Source organism: Novipirellula methanifontis, assembly GCF_052161655.1.
In the GTDB taxonomy this organism is placed as follows: Bacteria; Planctomycetota; Planctomycetia; order Pirellulales; family Pirellulaceae; genus Novipirellula.
In genome coordinates this window covers 2,546,092-2,562,265 of record NZ_CP197418.1, presented here as the reverse complement: position 1 = coordinate 2,562,265, position 16,174 = coordinate 2,546,092, and the positions used below count along the sequence as shown (strand labels likewise).

General features: G+C 54.8%; 13 protein-coding genes. 9 read left to right on the top strand and 4 right to left on the bottom strand.

The genetic code is table 11. The annotated features are described in order from the left end of the window. Positions 1–304 precede the first annotated feature (304 nt). The 4 genes from araD to SH528x_RS08980 all read left to right on the top strand — a co-directional run bounded on the left by araD (position 305) and on the right by SH528x_RS08980 (position 4,633). Positions 305–2,059 carry an L-arabinonate dehydratase gene (gene araD / locus SH528x_RS08995; RefSeq protein ID WP_442510191.1) on the top strand — a complete coding sequence of 585 codons (1,755 nt, stop codon included), beginning with the start codon at positions 305–307 and terminating at the stop codon, positions 2,057–2,059. A 51-nt stretch (positions 2,060–2,110) separates the two neighbouring features. Next, positions 2,111–2,707 carry a hypothetical protein gene (locus SH528x_RS08990; protein WP_442510190.1) on the top strand — a complete coding sequence of 199 codons (597 nt, stop codon included), beginning with the start codon at positions 2,111–2,113 and terminating at the stop codon, positions 2,705–2,707. A 61-nt stretch (positions 2,708–2,768) separates the two neighbouring features. Then, positions 2,769–3,455, top strand: coding sequence for a hypothetical protein (locus SH528x_RS08985; protein ID WP_442510189.1), 687 nt, complete (start codon positions 2,769–2,771; stop codon positions 3,453–3,455). A 131-nt stretch (positions 3,456–3,586) separates the two neighbouring features. Next, complete coding sequence (locus SH528x_RS08980) at positions 3,587–4,633, top strand: methyltransferase (protein WP_442510188.1); 1,047 nt, start codon at positions 3,587–3,589, stop codon at positions 4,631–4,633. 295 nt (positions 4,634–4,928) lie between these two features. Here the strand turns inward: SH528x_RS08980 and SH528x_RS08975 are convergent, their stop codons facing one another. Then, on the bottom strand, positions 4,929–6,641 hold the full coding sequence (locus SH528x_RS08975; protein ID WP_442510187.1) for a S1 RNA-binding domain-containing protein: 1,713 nt from the start codon (positions 6,639–6,641) through the stop codon (positions 4,929–4,931). Positions 6,642–6,844: 203 nt separating this feature from the next. Between SH528x_RS08975 and SH528x_RS08970 the strand changes: the two genes are divergently transcribed. Beyond that, positions 6,845–7,357, top strand: coding sequence for a hypothetical protein (locus tag SH528x_RS08970; RefSeq protein WP_442510186.1), 513 nt, complete (start codon positions 6,845–6,847; stop codon positions 7,355–7,357). Between the two features lie 621 nt (positions 7,358–7,978). On the opposite strand, the gene cysK is transcribed toward SH528x_RS08970, so the two are convergent. The 3 genes from cysK to SH528x_RS08955 form a co-directional block, all read right to left on the bottom strand. Next, positions 7,979–8,920, bottom strand: a complete 942-nt coding sequence (gene cysK, locus SH528x_RS08965; RefSeq protein WP_442510185.1) for a cysteine synthase A — start codon at positions 8,918–8,920, stop codon at positions 7,979–7,981. Positions 8,921–8,986: 66 nt separating this feature from the next. Continuing rightward, entirely contained in the window at positions 8,987–9,997 is a 1,011-nt protein-coding gene (locus SH528x_RS08960) for a 2-oxoacid:ferredoxin oxidoreductase subunit beta (protein ID WP_442510184.1), read from the bottom strand. Between the two features lie 67 nt (positions 9,998–10,064). Beyond that, positions 10,065–11,969 carry a 2-oxoacid:acceptor oxidoreductase subunit alpha gene (locus SH528x_RS08955; protein WP_442510183.1) on the bottom strand — a complete coding sequence of 635 codons (1,905 nt, stop codon included), beginning with the start codon at positions 11,967–11,969 and terminating at the stop codon, positions 10,065–10,067. A gap of 492 nt (positions 11,970–12,461) precedes the next feature. Between SH528x_RS08955 and rpsB the strand changes: the two genes are divergently transcribed. From rpsB to frr, 4 genes are all read left to right on the top strand, one after another. Continuing rightward, entirely contained in the window at positions 12,462–13,268 is an 807-nt protein-coding gene (rpsB, locus tag SH528x_RS08950) for a 30S ribosomal protein S2 (protein WP_442510182.1), read from the top strand. Between the two features lie 369 nt (positions 13,269–13,637). Further along, the gene (gene tsf / locus SH528x_RS08945; protein WP_442510181.1) at positions 13,638–14,480 is read left to right on the top strand and encodes a translation elongation factor Ts; all 843 of its coding nucleotides are present in this window, start codon (positions 13,638–13,640) and stop codon (positions 14,478–14,480) included. Between the two features lie 207 nt (positions 14,481–14,687). Beyond that, positions 14,688–15,458, top strand: a complete 771-nt coding sequence (gene pyrH / locus SH528x_RS08940; protein ID WP_442510180.1) for a UMP kinase — start codon at positions 14,688–14,690, stop codon at positions 15,456–15,458. Between the two features lie 65 nt (positions 15,459–15,523). Beyond that, complete coding sequence (gene frr, locus SH528x_RS08935; protein ID WP_442510179.1) at positions 15,524–16,084, top strand: ribosome recycling factor; 561 nt, start codon at positions 15,524–15,526, stop codon at positions 16,082–16,084. Positions 16,085–16,174 lie beyond the last annotated feature (90 nt).

Sequence of the window (16,174 nt, the reverse complement as noted above, 5' to 3'; positions counted from 1 at the left end):
TTCAGAAGGGAATCTGTATGAACAATAGCGACAGTTCTCCTCAACGCAAACAACGCGCCAGCGTAATTCTGCAAGTGACAAAATGCCTACACTTGCCTAAACCAAACCGGGTTCACGTGATAGCATTTCAGCGTTGCGGTTGTTTGCTGAAATCAAACCGGGGGTGGTGACCGCGACAATGCCGTGATTGCTCGTCGAACTGGTAAATTATGGGCAATGACGCGCTTCGCAGCGAGCATTCTGCCTTGGCGACCCCCTCGTATCCCACTCGCTTACCCTTCCTTCCGAATCGATCTATTTCCCCATGAACCAACCGAATCATCCTGCCGATCCTGCGAAAAATCGTGATCCCAAAACGCTTCGCTCTTACCGTTGGTTCGGCCCCGATGACATGCGATCGTTTGGACATCGTTCGCGATTGAAGGGAATGGGCTTTGACGACATCGATTATCAAGGCCGCCCGGTCGTCGCGATCCTGAATACTTGGAGCGATCTGAACACATGCCATTCGCATTTTCGCAACCGAGCGGACGAAGTGCGTCGCGGAATTTTGCAGAGCGGTGGCTTTCCGGTCGAAGTGCCGGTGATGTCGCTTGGCGAAATGATGATGAAGCCGACCACGATGCTCTATCGCAATATGTTGGCGATGGAGGTCGAAGAGGTTTTGAGGTGTCACCCGATCGATGCTGCTGTGCTGATGGGCGGTTGCGACAAAACCGTTCCTGCGATGCTGATGGGAGCGATCAGCGCGGATGTCCCCTCCGTCTTTTTGCCCGCTGGGCCGATGCTAAAGGCAAGATGGAAAGACGTCACGTTGGGCAGCGGCAGCGATGTGTGGAAGTACTGGGACGAACGACTGGCCGGTAACCTTTGCGACCGAGACTGGAATTGCATCGAGAATTGCATCGCGCCGTCCGCCGGGACGTGTATGACCATGGGAACGGCAAGCACAATGGCGTGCATCGCCGAATCGCTCGGGTTTACTCTGCGGGGTGCCGCAAACGTACCCGCAGTGGTGGCCGAGCATTCGCGACTCGCCGTTGCCACAGGACGGCAAGCAGTCGAGATGGCTTGGGAGAAACGCACGCCGTCGAGCTTTTTAACGGAGCGTTCGATCCAAAACGGAGTCGTCACTTCGCTGGCGATCGGAGGCAGTACCAATGCGATTGTGCATTTGATCGCGATCGCTGGCCGAATGGGAATCGACTTGACGCTGGAACGGTTTGACGAGCTCTCGCGGATCACTCCGGTGCTCGGGAATCTTCGTCCAGCCGGCAAATACTTGATGGAAGATTTTTACCATGCCGGTGGATTACAAGCACTTTTGAAGGAGCTTGGTGATTTGATCGACACGTCGTGCCAAACGGTTAGCGGTTTGAGTCTCGGCGATCAGATTGCGGATGCCGAAGTGATCGACGATGACGTCATTCGGTCGCGTAAAAAACCGTTGTCTGCGGCTGGCGGAACCTCGGTGCTACGAGGCAACTTGGCGCCGAGCGGCTGTGTCATCAAGGCGCTCGCGGCCGAACCTCGCTTGCAGTGCCATCGTGGTGCTGCGGTGGTTTTCGACAACTACGCCGAAATGAAAGAGCGGATCCATGATCCGGAGCTGAACGTGACGGCCGACAGCGTATTGATCTTGCGCAGCGCCGGCCCGCTCGGCGCGCCCGGATTTCCCGAATGGGGAATGCTACCCATTCCCAAAAAGTTGCTGCAGGAAGGGGTGCGTGACATGGTGCGAATCAGTGACGCACGGATGAGCGGCACAAGCTACGGAACCTGTGTCCTTCATATTGCACCCGAGAGTGCGGCTGGCGGCCCTTTGGCACTTGTGCAAACAGGCGACGAGATTGAAATCGACATTCCAGGCCGCCGAATCCATTGGCATGTGTCCGACGATGAGATCGCTCGGCGTTCGCAGCAGCAGCCGGAAGTAAAGCCACTGGCGAGTCGTGGCTATCTGCACCTGTACGCCAAACACGTGATGCAGGCGGACAAGGGATGTGATTTCGATTTCTTGGTCGGTCGCACACCAGGGGCTGAACCTGATATCTTTTAAAGTCTTCGATCGTGACATTTTCCGAGCGACCCATTTTCTTGCGAGACAGCAATGAGTGATGATCCAAACCCGTTCTCCCGCCCGGCGAGTGAATCGAATCCCTACACGCCGTCACCGGCGGCATCACGTCCAGGTGGCGCGGGCGCCGTTCGTTTGTCGGACGTGCAGTCTCGCGGAATGGTCGGTCAAATCCCGGTCCTTGGAATACTGATGATTGTCCAAGGAGTGTTCATTCTCTTGATGAGCCTTGCCTTGGGATTCTACGCGTTTCTTATGCCTATCATGTTCCGCAGCATGCGAGAGGAGGCAGCCAAGCAAGGAGGCAACGCGCCGCCAATGCCTCAAGAGATGGAGACGTGGATGATGGTTGGTTTGGGCGTGGGAGCGGTTTTTGTGTTGGCAATCGCGGTGGCCACGATTTTGGCGGGAGTGCGTGTAATGAAATTCCAGGGCCGCACGTTCGCAATCGTGACGTTGTGTGTAGGCATGCTGATGTGTCTGACATGCTACTGTGCTCCCACTCAGATCGCGTTGTCGATCTATGGCTTGATCGTGCTGCTGAACGGTCCCGTGTCCGATGCGTTTCGATTTGCAGAGAAAGGCCACTCGGCTCGAGAGATCCAGCAAGCGTTCTTGGCGCTGCCGTAACGAAAGCCGCTGGCCAATTCCCCATCGTTCATTTGCCCCCCACGCCCTAGAGTCGACAATCATGAGTGAATCTCCCTCCGAAACGACTGGCGATCCAGCAGTTTCGAATCCCTATGTCCAGGCACCTGTCGTTGAGGATGTTTCCCCCGTTCGCCCGACGGGGATCACAGTCGTTGCAGTGGTTTGCATCGTTGCGGGGATTCTAGGCGGATTGAGTTCGGTTGGCAGTCTCGCTAACACCCTATTTGCCCAGCGGTTTGCCGCGATGTTTACCCCGCAAGGCGAAGCGGGCAAGATTCAGGTCGAGATGCAGCGTGAAACGATGGCCATCTTCGCAAAGTACTACATCCCCAACCTCTTGATTGGGTTCCTGGGGATCATTCTTGGCGTGGCTCTCGTTGCCGGAGGTATCGGGTTGCTGCAGAGAAAGCGATGGGGGCGGACCTGGATTCGCCGAACCTTGCTCGTTGCGATCATCTTGGAATGTGTTCGAATTGTGACTTACTCGTTGATGCAATTCGAAATCTTCCCCGTAACCAAAGAGTACATGCAGAAGATTGCCAACGCCCAGGGCGGCCCCATGGGAGGCGAAACGGTGGCTTGGTTCTCCACGATCGGCGTCGTCGTCGGAATGGTGTTTTTCATCGGTTGGTTTTTAATAAAACTCTTTTTGATGATCTGGGGACGTCGTTACTTGGCAAAGCCGATGCTCGATAGCTACTTCGTGTCACCGGAGTCTTCTCGTTAAGAGGGTATCCGAAAAGGGGGCTGACCCTCTCCGGCGAGGCAAAAAACTCAACAAAAACGACTCGCAAAGGGTCAGACCCCTTTTCGGATACCCTCTAAGCCACTCACACATTTCCTGCTAGATTGCCGCTCATGCATGAATCCGCGATTCAGCCACCGCTTGTTGACCCCACACCGATCTTTGAACTCTTTCGCGGCAGTTATGGCTCCGAGCTGCTAACTGCCGCCGTTGCTCATTTCGATCTGTTTGGGCGTCTTGCAAAATGCCCGATGAGCATTGACGAGCTTGGCAAGGAGCTTGGGCTTCAACCACGGCCGACGAACGTGCTGATAACCGCATTGCGTGCGATGGAGTTGCTCGAAGAGCGAGACGGAAAGCTCAATTTGACTTCGATTGCGTCCGAGCACCTCGTCCCTGGAGCACGCCTGGATTGTGGCGACTATTTGTCACTTGCTGCTCAAGGCCCCGGGGTGATGTCGATGGTTCACCTTTTGAAAAACAACAAACCGCTGGGGTCCGACGACGATTCGGGAACGGCGTTTATCTATCGCGATGGAGCAAAGTCCGCGATGGATGCAGAAGCATCGGCGCGGCACTTCACCTTGGCACTTGCCGGGCGGGCCAAAAATGTGGCTCCAGCGCTTGCCGCGGTTCTGCCGATCGACGACGCCAAAACAATTTTGGATCTGGGCGGCGGCACCGGCATCTATAGCTATGCCTTGCTGCAAAAGCATCCTCAGCTGCGAGCCGTCGTTTTTGATCGGCCCGACGTGCTGAAAGTCGCTAAAGAGTTCGCCGAAACGTACGGCGTGAGCGACCGAGTTGAGCTGCATCCGGGGAACATGTTTACGGATCCCTTGCCACAAAACGTCGATGCGGTGCTGTTATCAAACATTTTGCACGACTGGGACATCCCCGAGTGCAAGGAGTTAATCAATCGCTGCATTCGTACGTTGAAGCCTGGCGGCCGATTGTTCATTCACGATGTGTTTTTAAATGATTCGCACGATGGGCCGTTGCCAATCGCCCTATATTCCGCAGCCTTGTTCTCGTTGACCGAAGGCCGTGCGTATAGCGAAGCGGAATATCGGTCTTGGATGACCGAAGCGGGGCTGACGACGAAGGCCAAGGTTCCGACGTTAGTGCACTGCGGCGTGATCGAAGGCGTCGTGAAGTAGGAAGGTCGTTCGGTATATACCGGTGAAACGTCGATGCTTTTGTGAGCCGACGGCGCTAGCCGCGGGCCCGTCAATATTGCAGGAAACATGCCCGCGGCTAGCGCCGTCGGCTCAGATCATTATATGGAATGGCTTATATTGATCTGCTTAGTTGGCGTCACATTGAGTGACGGGCCGAGCAATGCTTTTTTAGGTTGATCCGATCGGCGAAGTATTGCAATGGCATCAACAAAAAATGCGACGGACTGAAGAAGTCCGTCGCATTGCTTAAATCATTCGGCTGAGCTGCTAGTCACTACCAACGCAAACCAAATCGCTCGCCGCCGGTGTCGGTATTGTTACCGCCACGAAGAGGGCCTTGGTGAGTCGGCTTGATTGCGACTTCACGTTGAGGCTCGTCCTCTTCTGCATCCGGTTTGGCATCGGCATCGGCCGCCACGGCTTGGGCTGCTTTAATCGAAAGGCCGACCTTTTGTGAATCGCGGTCAAAGCTCAGGATCTTGACTTCGACTTCTTGACCTTCGCTAACAAAGGCATCGACCTTCGAGACGCGGTGGTGCGCCAGTTCGCTGATGTGAACCAATCCTTCGACGCCTGCGGTCAGGCGGACAAAGCAGCCGAAGGGTGCGGTTCGTGTCACGGTTCCCTTGTGGATGGTGCCGACCGCGAAGGACGCTTCGGCGGTGTCCCATGGGTTTTCAAGCAAATCGCGATAGGACAGGCCGATCTTTCCCGATTCTTTGTCGATTTTGTCGATGGTGACCTTCACCATCTGGCCCTCTTGGATCACTTCGCTTGGATGTTTGATCCGTTCCCAGCTTAGCTTGCTGACATGGATCAGACCTTCGAGTCCACCAAGGTCGACGAACGCACCAAAATCTTTGACGTTGCGAACGATGCCTTCCATGGTATCGCCGACTTCGATTTTCTCGAGCTGCTCTTTGCGTTTTTCTTCTCGTTCACGTTCAAGTACCGCTCGGCGGCTAAGTACAAGGTTGCCACGGCTCTCGTTCGATTCCGTGACGATGCAAACGAGTTTTTGGTCGACGAATTCAGAGAGGTCTTCGACGCGGAATTCTGTGACTTGGCTGATCGGCATAAAGGCCCGCATGCTGCCGACTTTGCACTCCAGTCCGCCGGTGTTGTGGCCAGTCACGACGGCTTCGACCACTGTGCCTTCGGCAATATCTTCCCAGTCATTGACTTCGACCGCTGCTCCTGGCAGCGTCAGAACGTACAAGCCATCTTCGCGATTGAAGCCTCGCACGATGACTTCGATATTGTCATTTGGCTTGGGTTCTTCGCCAGTAAATTGCTCAAACGGCACCACACCTTCATCAGGGCCGCCAAGGGCGACGAAGACGGTATCTTCATGGATCTTTAGTACGCGGCCGTGAACACGAGCCCCTTCCTCGAGAGGCGCCTTGCGGTCGGGCATGCCGGCGTTGCCGCCTAAGATTGCTTCGACATCAGCCAAACCGAGTTCGGCGTCGAGTTCGGCTTGCAGGTCCGCCGACAGCGAGTCGCGACGATTGGGGACAGCGACTTTCTTGGCCGCTGCGGGGGCAGATGATGCGGCTGGTTTTGACAGGTCATCGCCAGGCAATCGTGGTGTGCGATCTTTGGGTTTCTTTTTCGGTTTCTTCGCAGCGGCGGCCGTTGCAGCCGCAAGCTTCTCGGGCGACACCGATGGCGAGGCTGGCTTGGCTACACCAAGGCCACGTGACGCCAGTGGACCTGCACCACGAACTGCCCCAGCCGATGGATTTGTGGCCAAAGGAGCTGCAGCGGGGGATGCGGGAGTCGCTGGCGTTTCTGGATTGCTGGCGGGAGCCTCGGCCGATGCCTTTTCAGCGGTTGTGTCGGCCGAACCCGCAGCAGGCTCGGTGGGGCTTGCCGATGCGGCAGCCTCCGGTGTTGCGGGCTTGGGATCGGCCCCTTCGGGGGACGATGCAGCGGATGCGTCAGAAACAGGAAGGTCGGAAGTCGGATTGTCGCCGTTAGTCATCAGGTCTCTGCAGGGGGCAGGAGCGAAGCGAAGAGGGAATTTACGATGAAGGCCATTGTAATAAGTTGCCGTCATCGCCGTGTCGCAGTCTAGCAATCCAGACGGCGGCCCGGTAGCCTTGCTGGGGATTGTTCATCCCCAAAATCCAATTCAATTTGAACGAAACCGAGGTCGACGTTTTGCCAAACTTGGACTCTTTTTGCGTGAAAGCTTTCTCAAATTTCTCTAGCGATCTAACCGAGGCGATTCAAAACGCGCCGTTGCCTGACTTGGCTGATGGATCCCGCAGCAGGGGGGAAGGGGCGGCAGCCCTCGAATCCTTGCTCCGCAAAGCCGACATCGACAAGTGCATTAACGCGGAAACGCCGCTCGGCACCCAATTATGCACCAGCGGTCTTTGGCTGTTGGCGGGCGATTTGGACCGCAGTCATCGAATTAGCCAGGATATTGACGAAAAAGAGGGTAGTTTCTGGCATGGAATCATGCATCGACGCGAAGGCGATTTCAGTAATGCGAAATACTGGTTTCGTCGTGTTGGCAAGCATCCAGTGATCACACAGCTTGCCGAAATCTGCGGCAGCGACTACCGCAGCGGCGAGGACTTTGTCGACGCCTGTGCCAACGCCACACGAGGTGCGGAAGACGAATACGCGAAATGCCAAGACGTGCAGTGGAAAGAATGGCAATCGCTGATGGCTTGTTGCGCAGCGATGTAACTAAAAGTCGCGAATTTTTTTTGCAATCGGAGTCAACCGCCCAGCAAAATAATTCCGATAGGAAATCTTATTAGAGGGCAAATCGGCACACCATTCGTGTGGGGCAAACCGCTGATTGGCATTCTGGTACCGCATTCGGGCCTAGGTCTTTAGCTCAGTGGCGATCCAACGTGATTCGTCGCAACGGGGGGCAAAGACCTGGGCCCTCTTTTTTGCGCTGGCGTATTTTTGCGACCGAGATAGAGCTGCGGTGCAGATAGCAGCGCCATCAGTATTGGCACTAACGTGAGCCGACGTCGCTAGTCTGATCTGCTAAGAATTGTTATTGACAAAACGTTTCGACCGTCCATTTTGTTCCAGCTTTTCGCGAATGGTTAGTCACGAAGTGACGACATCTAATAGCCCCGGACGCCAGTCCGGGGTTTTGGAAAACAAAGCGAACGCGAGTCGCAACGCGACGACAGGAACCGCGGACGTACACGCGAATGAATCACCGGGATCGACACCTGTCGTCGCTTCGCGACTTGGTTGCGTGGGGGCGACGTCGTCCCCGGACTGACGTCCGGGGCTATCGCCTGCCGTCGCTATCGCGACTAAGAATAGCAGCAGAGCCCTGCGGAACTACATTCCAAGGTCGCCGAACAGTGGCGTGCTAAGGTAGCGTTCGCCCAGGCTGCACATGATTGTGACGATCCGCTTGCCCTTCATTTCGGGACGCGCGGCGACTTGAGCCGCAGCCCACATGTTCGCGCCGCTGCTGATCCCTGCCACGATTCCTTCTTCTTTGGCTAGTCGACGGCCCCACTCGAACGCGTCTTCGTCATCGACCTTTACAATGTCGTCGACAATCGAGGTGTCGAGGTTTTTGGGGATAAAGCCAGCGCCGATCCCTTGAATGCGGTGTTTTCCAGGGTCAGCACCGCTGATCACGGCCGAATGAATCGGCTCGACGGCGATTGCTTTGAAGTTCGGGTTCTGTTTTTTTAGGTAGCGTGCTGCTCCCGTGATCGTTCCGCCGGTGCCAACGCCCGCAACAAGAACGTCAATGTTCTGGCCGCTGTCTGCCCAAATCTCGGGGCCGGTGGTGGCTTCGTGAATCGCAGGGTTCGCAGGATTTTCAAACTGCTGTGGCATGTAGGCGTTGCTACCTTCGCTGACCAATTCACTTGCCTTGTTGATCGCCCCTTTCATGCCTTCGGCGGCAGGAGTCAGGACCAATGTGGCGCCCATCGCACGAAGCAGCGCTCGACGCTCGACAGACATCGATTCGGGCATGGTCAGTGTCAACTTGTAGCCTTTGGCTGCACAAACGAACGCCAAGGCGATCCCAGTGTTTCCACTGGTCGGTTCGATGATGTGCGTATCTTTGTTGATCTTGCCGTCGCGTTCTCCCGCTTCGATCATCGCCACGCCGATACGGTCTTTCACGCTATTAAGCGGCTGAAAAAACTCGCATTTCGCGAACACGGTCGCTCCACCCGCAGGAACCAGGCGATTGATCTGGATCATCGGGGTATCACCGATGGCCTTGGAGACGTCCGAATAAGTTTTTCCGCGGGGCATATCAAATTCCAAATTAAGAGTTGCAACGGATAGAGAGAGAGCTGTGGCAGAACCGCCTCCACAGCCTTAAGCGACTTCCCAGGTATCGCCCGAATTGAAGAGGGCCTGTAAGTCTCCCTCGCCCTTTTTCTGCTTGGCGAGAGTCACCTGGTCATTGATCTGATCGTTGTAAGTCGCGATCCCTTCGACGGCTCGCAGCACGCCGATCGGTTCAGGCATCTCAGGGTAACGCATCCGAGCTAGCATCATTTGGATCGAAGGATTCATTTCCTTTTCGTCATGAATCAGCAAGTCGTCCGCTGGCACATCGGCCACGTTCACGACTTCAAGATGATTGCCGACTAACCGCACTGCCTTGTCACTGTTGGCACCGAAGATCAGCGGCTTGCCGTGTTCGAGTTCGACCACGTTTTCGACTCGCTGCTTTTTTTCCTGGGCGTACGCCATCGCGCCGTCATTGAACACGTTGCAGTTCTGGTAAACCTCGACAAGCGAAGTTCCCTTGTGCTGGGCAGCACGCTTTAGCGTCTCGCCAAGGTGTTTGACGTGAGCATCGATACTTCGCGCAACAAAGGTTGCCTCAGCCGCCAACGCGACGGACAACGGATGCAGCGGATGGTCAATCGAGCCCATCGGAGTGCTCTTGGTGATCTGGCCCTCGGTGCTGGTCGGGCTGTATTGGCCCTTGGTCAAACCATAAATTCGGTTATTGAACAGCACAATGTTGATGTCGAGGTTACGACGCAGGCAATGAATAAAGTGGTTGCCACCGATCGACAACGCATCTCCGTCGCCGGTGATAACCCACACCATCAAGTCAGGTCGCGTTGATTTCAGCCCCGTCGCAAACGTGGGGGCACGACCGTGGATGCTGTGCATTCCGTACGTGTTCATGTAATACGGAAATCGGCTACTGCAGCCGATACCGCTGATGAATACAGTCTTTTCACGTGGCACGCCCAACTCGGGGAGCACCTTTTTCATCTGAGCCAAGATCGAATAGTCACCACATCCAGGGCACCAGCGAACATCTTGGTCCGAAGCAAAGTCGGTAGCTTTTAAAACAGGAAGGTTCATTTGACAACGATTTGAATTGAGTGTTTTGATGTGTGAAACAGTGGGATCAGCGAGAAGGTAATTCCCGTTAACCCGCCTTGCTTCGCACGTCCGCTTTGGATTTGCCACCTTTCGCAGTCGAAACATGCTCTTCAATCGCTTCGACCAACTCGCTAACTGCAAACGGCTTTCCTTGGACTTTATTGACGCCGATGCAATCAACCAAATACTTCGCTCGCAGCAGCATTCGCAACTGTCCTGTGTTCAGCTCCGGCACGACGACCTTATTGAATCCCTTCATCAACTCACCCAAGTTCTTGGGCATTGGATTCAAGTAACGCAAATGTGCGTGGCTGACTGAGTGGCCTGCGTTGCGGCAAGTGCGAACCGCCGTGTGACACGAACCGTACGTTCCGCCCCACGAGATCACCAATACGTCGCCACTGGTTTCCCCGTAGACCTCTTGGTCGGGAATTCGCTCGGCGATCCGATTGACCTTCGCCGCTCGCGTGTCGGTCATGTGTTGATGGTTTACAGGATCGTAGCTGACATTCCCGGTTCCATCTTCTTTTTCGAGCCCACCGAGGCGGTGCATCAGCCCCTCAGTTCCGGGAATCGCCCACGGACGAGCCAAGTTCTCGTCACGAGCATACGGCATGAACGGCTCGTCCGAATCGGATTTCTCGGGATGCGTGATGACAATTTTTGGCAACTTCGCAATATCCGGAATCTTCCACGGCTCGCTGCCATTGGCAATGTAACCGTCCGACAGGATCACAACGGGGCACATGCACTCGGTCGCAATTCGCCACGCTTCGACCGCAACGTCAAAGCAATCGCCAGGCGAACGCGGTGCCAGAATCGGCAGCGGTGACTCGCCATTACGGCCAAACATGCATTGCAGTAAATCGCTTTGCTCGGTCTTCGTGGGCAGCCCCGTGCTCGGTCCACCGCGTTGAACGTTGATCACGATCATGGGCAATTCGAGCATCATTCCAAGGCCCATCGCTTCGGCTTTCAGCGCGATACCGGGACCGCTGCTCGCGGTGACCGCCATCGTTCCACCAAACGCGGCTCCGATCGTGGCACAGACCGCTGCGATCTCGTCTTCGGCTTGGAATGTCCGCACGCCGAAGTTCTTGAAGCGTGTCACTTCGTGCAAGATGTCACTCGCAGGCGTGATTGGATACGTTCCGTAGAACATGTCCTTGCCACTTAGCTTCGATGCAGCGACCAACCCCCAAGCGAGTGCTTGATTGCCCATCATGTTGCGATAGGTGCCTTTTTCGAGCTCTGCAGCCTCAACTTGATAGCTTTCGCCGAACGCCTCGGTTGTTTCACCGTAAGCCCAACCGGCTCGCAAGGCAGAAACGTTTGCCGCCGCGATATCGGGCTTTTTGCCGAATTTGTCTTCAATGAAACGCAGCGTAGGGTCGAGCGAACGTCCAAATAGCCAGTAAACCAGCCCCATGGCAAAAAAGTTCTTGCAGCGGTCCGCGATCTTTTGGCCCAAACCATGAGCCGCAACGGCCTCGCGTGTCAGTGCGGTCATCGGCACCTTGATCACACGATAGACCTCTTCAATCACACTAGCGTCCAACGGGTTGGATTCAACTTTGGCGAGCTTGAATTCCTTCTCGTTGAAGCCGTCTTCGTTTGCGATCAGAATGCCGCCTTTGCGCAAATCACCTAAATTAGTGACCATCGCAGCCGGATTCATGACCACGAGAGCATCGAGGTAATCGCCTGGCGTGAAGATTTCTTCGCTGGCAAAGCGGACTTGGAAACCGCTAACCCCGGCACGTGTTCCTCGCGGAGCGCGGATTTCCGCCGGGAAATCGGGGAAGGTGGCCACGTCATTCCCCGCCAACGCACTGGTGTTGGTCAACTGGGTGCCGAGTAGCTGCATCCCGTCGCCGGAGTCGCCTGCAAGACGAACGGTGATGCCGGAAACGGTAGAGACGTTTTTTAAGGTGGTCGGAGAGGCCGTCATGAGCTTCGCTGGATGCGTAGAAACGCACCTCCATTGGGAATGGATGTGTTGAGTGAAGATATAATGTTTGTATCGATCATTCGGATTCGCAAACTTATCCGAATTCTATATTTTGGGCATCGAAACGTAATGTCCACCTCGATGCTTTCTCTGAAAATAAGACAGAAAAGCAGAAAACGAGTTCTCAGCAGCGACATTTTGCCGCCATCCCCTTTCGGAATGACTGCAATTTCTCTGCACATTGCGTCGATAATAGCTATCCCTTGCTGAAATGCCTGGATTCGACTAATCTCCGCACTTCGCTTAGCTGCGGCGACTGTCTCTCCGCAGCTTTCTTAACTTGTTTTGCCGCTTGCAAGATGGGACGAAGGGCGTGTGTGGTTGCCACTGAAATGTGCAACTCGAATGCCCTGGAATTCGTTTGGCGAACCTTCGCTAACGATTCTCGTAGCCCGCAGACGGTCCACTACTGAAAAGGAAAATTTTCACACAATGTCCGCTCCATCAAGTCCAATTGTTCAAGAAATGATCGAAGCCGGTGTCCATTTTGGTCACCGCACGAGCCTGTGGAATCCGAAGATGGCTCCGTACATCTTCGGCCGCAAAAACCAGATTCACATCATGGACATCCGCGAAACACTTCGCGGTTTGTTGCGAGCTAAAAAATACCTCAGCCAAGTTGCCGCTGGCGGCAGCCTGATTTTGTTCGTTGGTACCAAGCGACAAGCAGGCGAAGCACTCGAAGAGCAATCGCTTCGCTGCGGAATGCCTTTCGTCAGCGAACGTTGGCTTGGTGGTACGTTGACCAACTTCCGCACCATTCGCAGCCGTCTTGGCCGTTTGGAAGAATTGGAAAACATGCGCACCACCGGCGCGATGGATAACTACAGCAAGAAGATGCAATCGGCACTGAACCGCGAACATCGCAAAATGTACCGCAACCTGAACGGTCTGCGGACCATGAATCGCTTGCCCGAGTGCTTGTTCATCGTTGACCCAGGCAAAGAACGCAATGCGGTTCGCGAAGCAAAACGACTGGGCATCACCACCGTCGCTTTGATCGATACCGATAGCGATCCATCACAAATCGACTTGCCAATTCCCGGCAACGACGATGGTATCCGCAGCATCGAATTGATCATGAAGCAACTTGCCGACGCGGTCATCGCGGGCAAGGGGCAATCGGCGACCGAAAGCAGCCCACAGCCTCAGCAAACCAAGCCAACTGGCACCGAAGCTGAAATGGTTGCTGCAGCGACTCAGTCCGAAGCGACTGAAACGCCAGCTACCGAAGGCTAGGTTTTTCGAGATGATTTTTGGGGGAGGACCAAATCATTGGCCTCCCCGGGGTGCGGGTGCTTTTTCACAAGATCCCCTCGCTCTCCGGTAAGGCGATCATTTTCATCGCTGCTCGCGAAGCACACGAGCGTTTCGCGATACGTAGCTTGATTGCGAAAGCCTTGACCGCTTTCCCTGCGAACCTTTCCACAGAGGCAAAGGTTCTAAGTAGGGATGATTAACAAATTGAAACAATCTCGATTCGAGCCCAAAGTCGCTTGATCAAAAATGGCGTGAGCCCAAAGCTTGCCGGTATAGGAGAGATGATTCTCTCACCGAAAAGTTGCAAGCCTCAATACAAACTGTTTTTTATACGTTGGAGATGAAGAGATGGCTGATATCACTGCGGCAGCGGTGAAGGCGTTCCGTGAGCGTACGGGATTGCCGATGATGGACTGCAAAAAAGCGTTGACCGAAGCCGGTGGCGACGAAGAAAAGGCGGTTGAGCTCCTTCGCAAGAAGGGCAAAGCTCTCGAAGACAAGCGTAGCGATCGTGAAACTGCGTTTGGTCGTTTCGGTCTTTATATCGGCACTGACAAAAAAGTCGGTGCGATGGTTGAACTGTTGTGCGAAAGTGCTCCCGTGACCACAAACGAGCAGTTCATTCAATTGGCTGCGGACTTGGCTCAGCAATACGCGACCGGCCCCGGTGCTGCGAACGCTGAGGAATTGCTTGCCCAAGACTCGCCTTCGCAACCAGGCACCACCTTGGCGACTCAGAAAGAAGACATGTTCAATCGCATCCGCGAAGTCTTCAAAGTTGGCCGTATGATTCGCGTCGAAAGCACCTGTGGCGGCTACATGCACCACGCGGGAACGACCGCGGGCGTTTTGGTCGAAATCGAAGGTGGCAACGACGATGCAGCGAAAGATGTTTCGATGCATATCGCCGCGATGCGACCGGAAAGCTTGAGCAAAGACTCGATCGATCCAGCAGTGGTTGCCAGCGAGCGTGAAGTGCTTCTAGAAGCAGCGATCGCTGAAGGCAAACCACAAAACATCGCCGAAAAAATGGTCGATGGCCGGATGCAAAAGTTCTATGCCGAACGTTGCTTGCTTGAGCAACCGTTTGTCAAAGACGACAAGCAATCGGTTGGCGAATACGCCAAAGCCAACGGCATGACCGTCAAAAATTACTGGCACTGGGTTGTCGGCGAAAAAGTCGACGCGTAACCCGGGCTTTTCAGCCACCGCTGCGGTGGCGACTGCAAACCGCGATAACCTCGCTTGTCCCCCATCGGACCGGCGAGGTTTTTTCGTATACTTTCAGGTATGATGGCACCAGCAAAATCGTGATCATTGCGTTTCCAGCCATCCAAAATCAACAACTCACGGTCTCCAACCGTCACCGCATTTCCAAACGCGAAAGTCTCCAACACCATGTCTGACGCTCCCCAGTCGGATGGCTCCGACGCCAAAGCTCCCCTGCACTACAAACGCGTTGTTTTAAAACTTAGCGGCGAAAGTCTCGCTGACTCCGGCGGACGAGGAATCAGCGGTGAAGAGTCGGGCGAAATTGCCCGACAAATTAAACTGGCCCACGACACCGGCTGCCAAATTGCAATCGTCATCGGTGGCGGCAACATTCTCCGCGGAGCTCAATTCTCCGGCAGCAACTCGATGGTCCACGAAGCGACCGCTCATTACATGGGGATGCTGGCCACGATTATCAATTCGCTTGCCATGCAAGATGCATTGGAAGCTCACGGGTTGCAGACTCGCGTGATGTCGGCGATTCCAACGGACAAAATTGCCGAGACGTTCATTCGCCGCCGAGCACTGCGTCATTTGACACATGGGCGAGTCGTGATCCTTGCAGCCGGCATCGGCAACCCGTTTGTGACCACCGACACCGCCGCGGCTCAGCGAGCGCTCGAGATCGAAGCCGACGTGGTGCTCAAAGCCACTCGCGTCGATGGTGTCTACAGCGACGACCCCGAAAAAAATCCGCACGCTGTGCTTTACGAGTCGTTGACCTATGCCGAAGTCATGGAAAAGAACTTACGCGTGATGGACGCGACCGCGATCGCATTGTGCAGCGAACACAAAAAGCCAATCGTCGTCTTTAATTTCAAAAAGAACGGAAACATCGTTCGAGCAATCTCCGGCGAAAACGTCGGGACATGGATTGGCCCTGAAAAGATTAAGTAGGCGCCGCAGCAGATTCACTTTACAAACCCTAATCTTCCCCGTTACTCAATTCCCAAGGATGCAAGATGTCCAGCGATGATGTACTTCTCGATGCCGAAGAACGAATGGATAAAGCGATCTCCGTTCTCAGCCATAACTTGTCCGGAATCCGCACTGGACGTGCGAACCCCGGCTTGGTGGACTCTTTGAAAGTTGATGTTTATGGTTCGTCAACTCCGCTAAAGCAGCTTGCTTCGATCGGAACGCCCGAACCTCAGCAAATTGTGATTCGCCCCTACGACGCTGCCACGATCAAAGAAATTGAAAAGGCAATCGTTGCTGGCGACTTGGGTCTGAACCCGCAAAACGACGGACGCATCATTCGCCTGAACGTGCCACCGCTATCCACCGAAGTGCGAAAGAAAATGGTCGCGCGGATCAAGGAATTGTCCGAAGAATCCAAGGTCTCGATTCGCAACATTCGTCGCGATGCTAATAAGGCAATTGATAACTCGGAAAAGGCGAAAGAAATTTCCGAAGATGATCGCGATCGCTTGAAGGAAGAGGTCCAAGAATTGACCAAGAAATTCGAAGCGCAAGCGGCCGAACTCGCGAAGAATCGCGAGTCCGAAGTGCTCGACAGCTAGCATCTGCGGGTTTTCGGCTGATGCCAGCGAAATTTTGTTGGGTTTCAGTAGTGGTCGGATTTTAGTAACGGTGCGGCTTGCGGGCTGTTG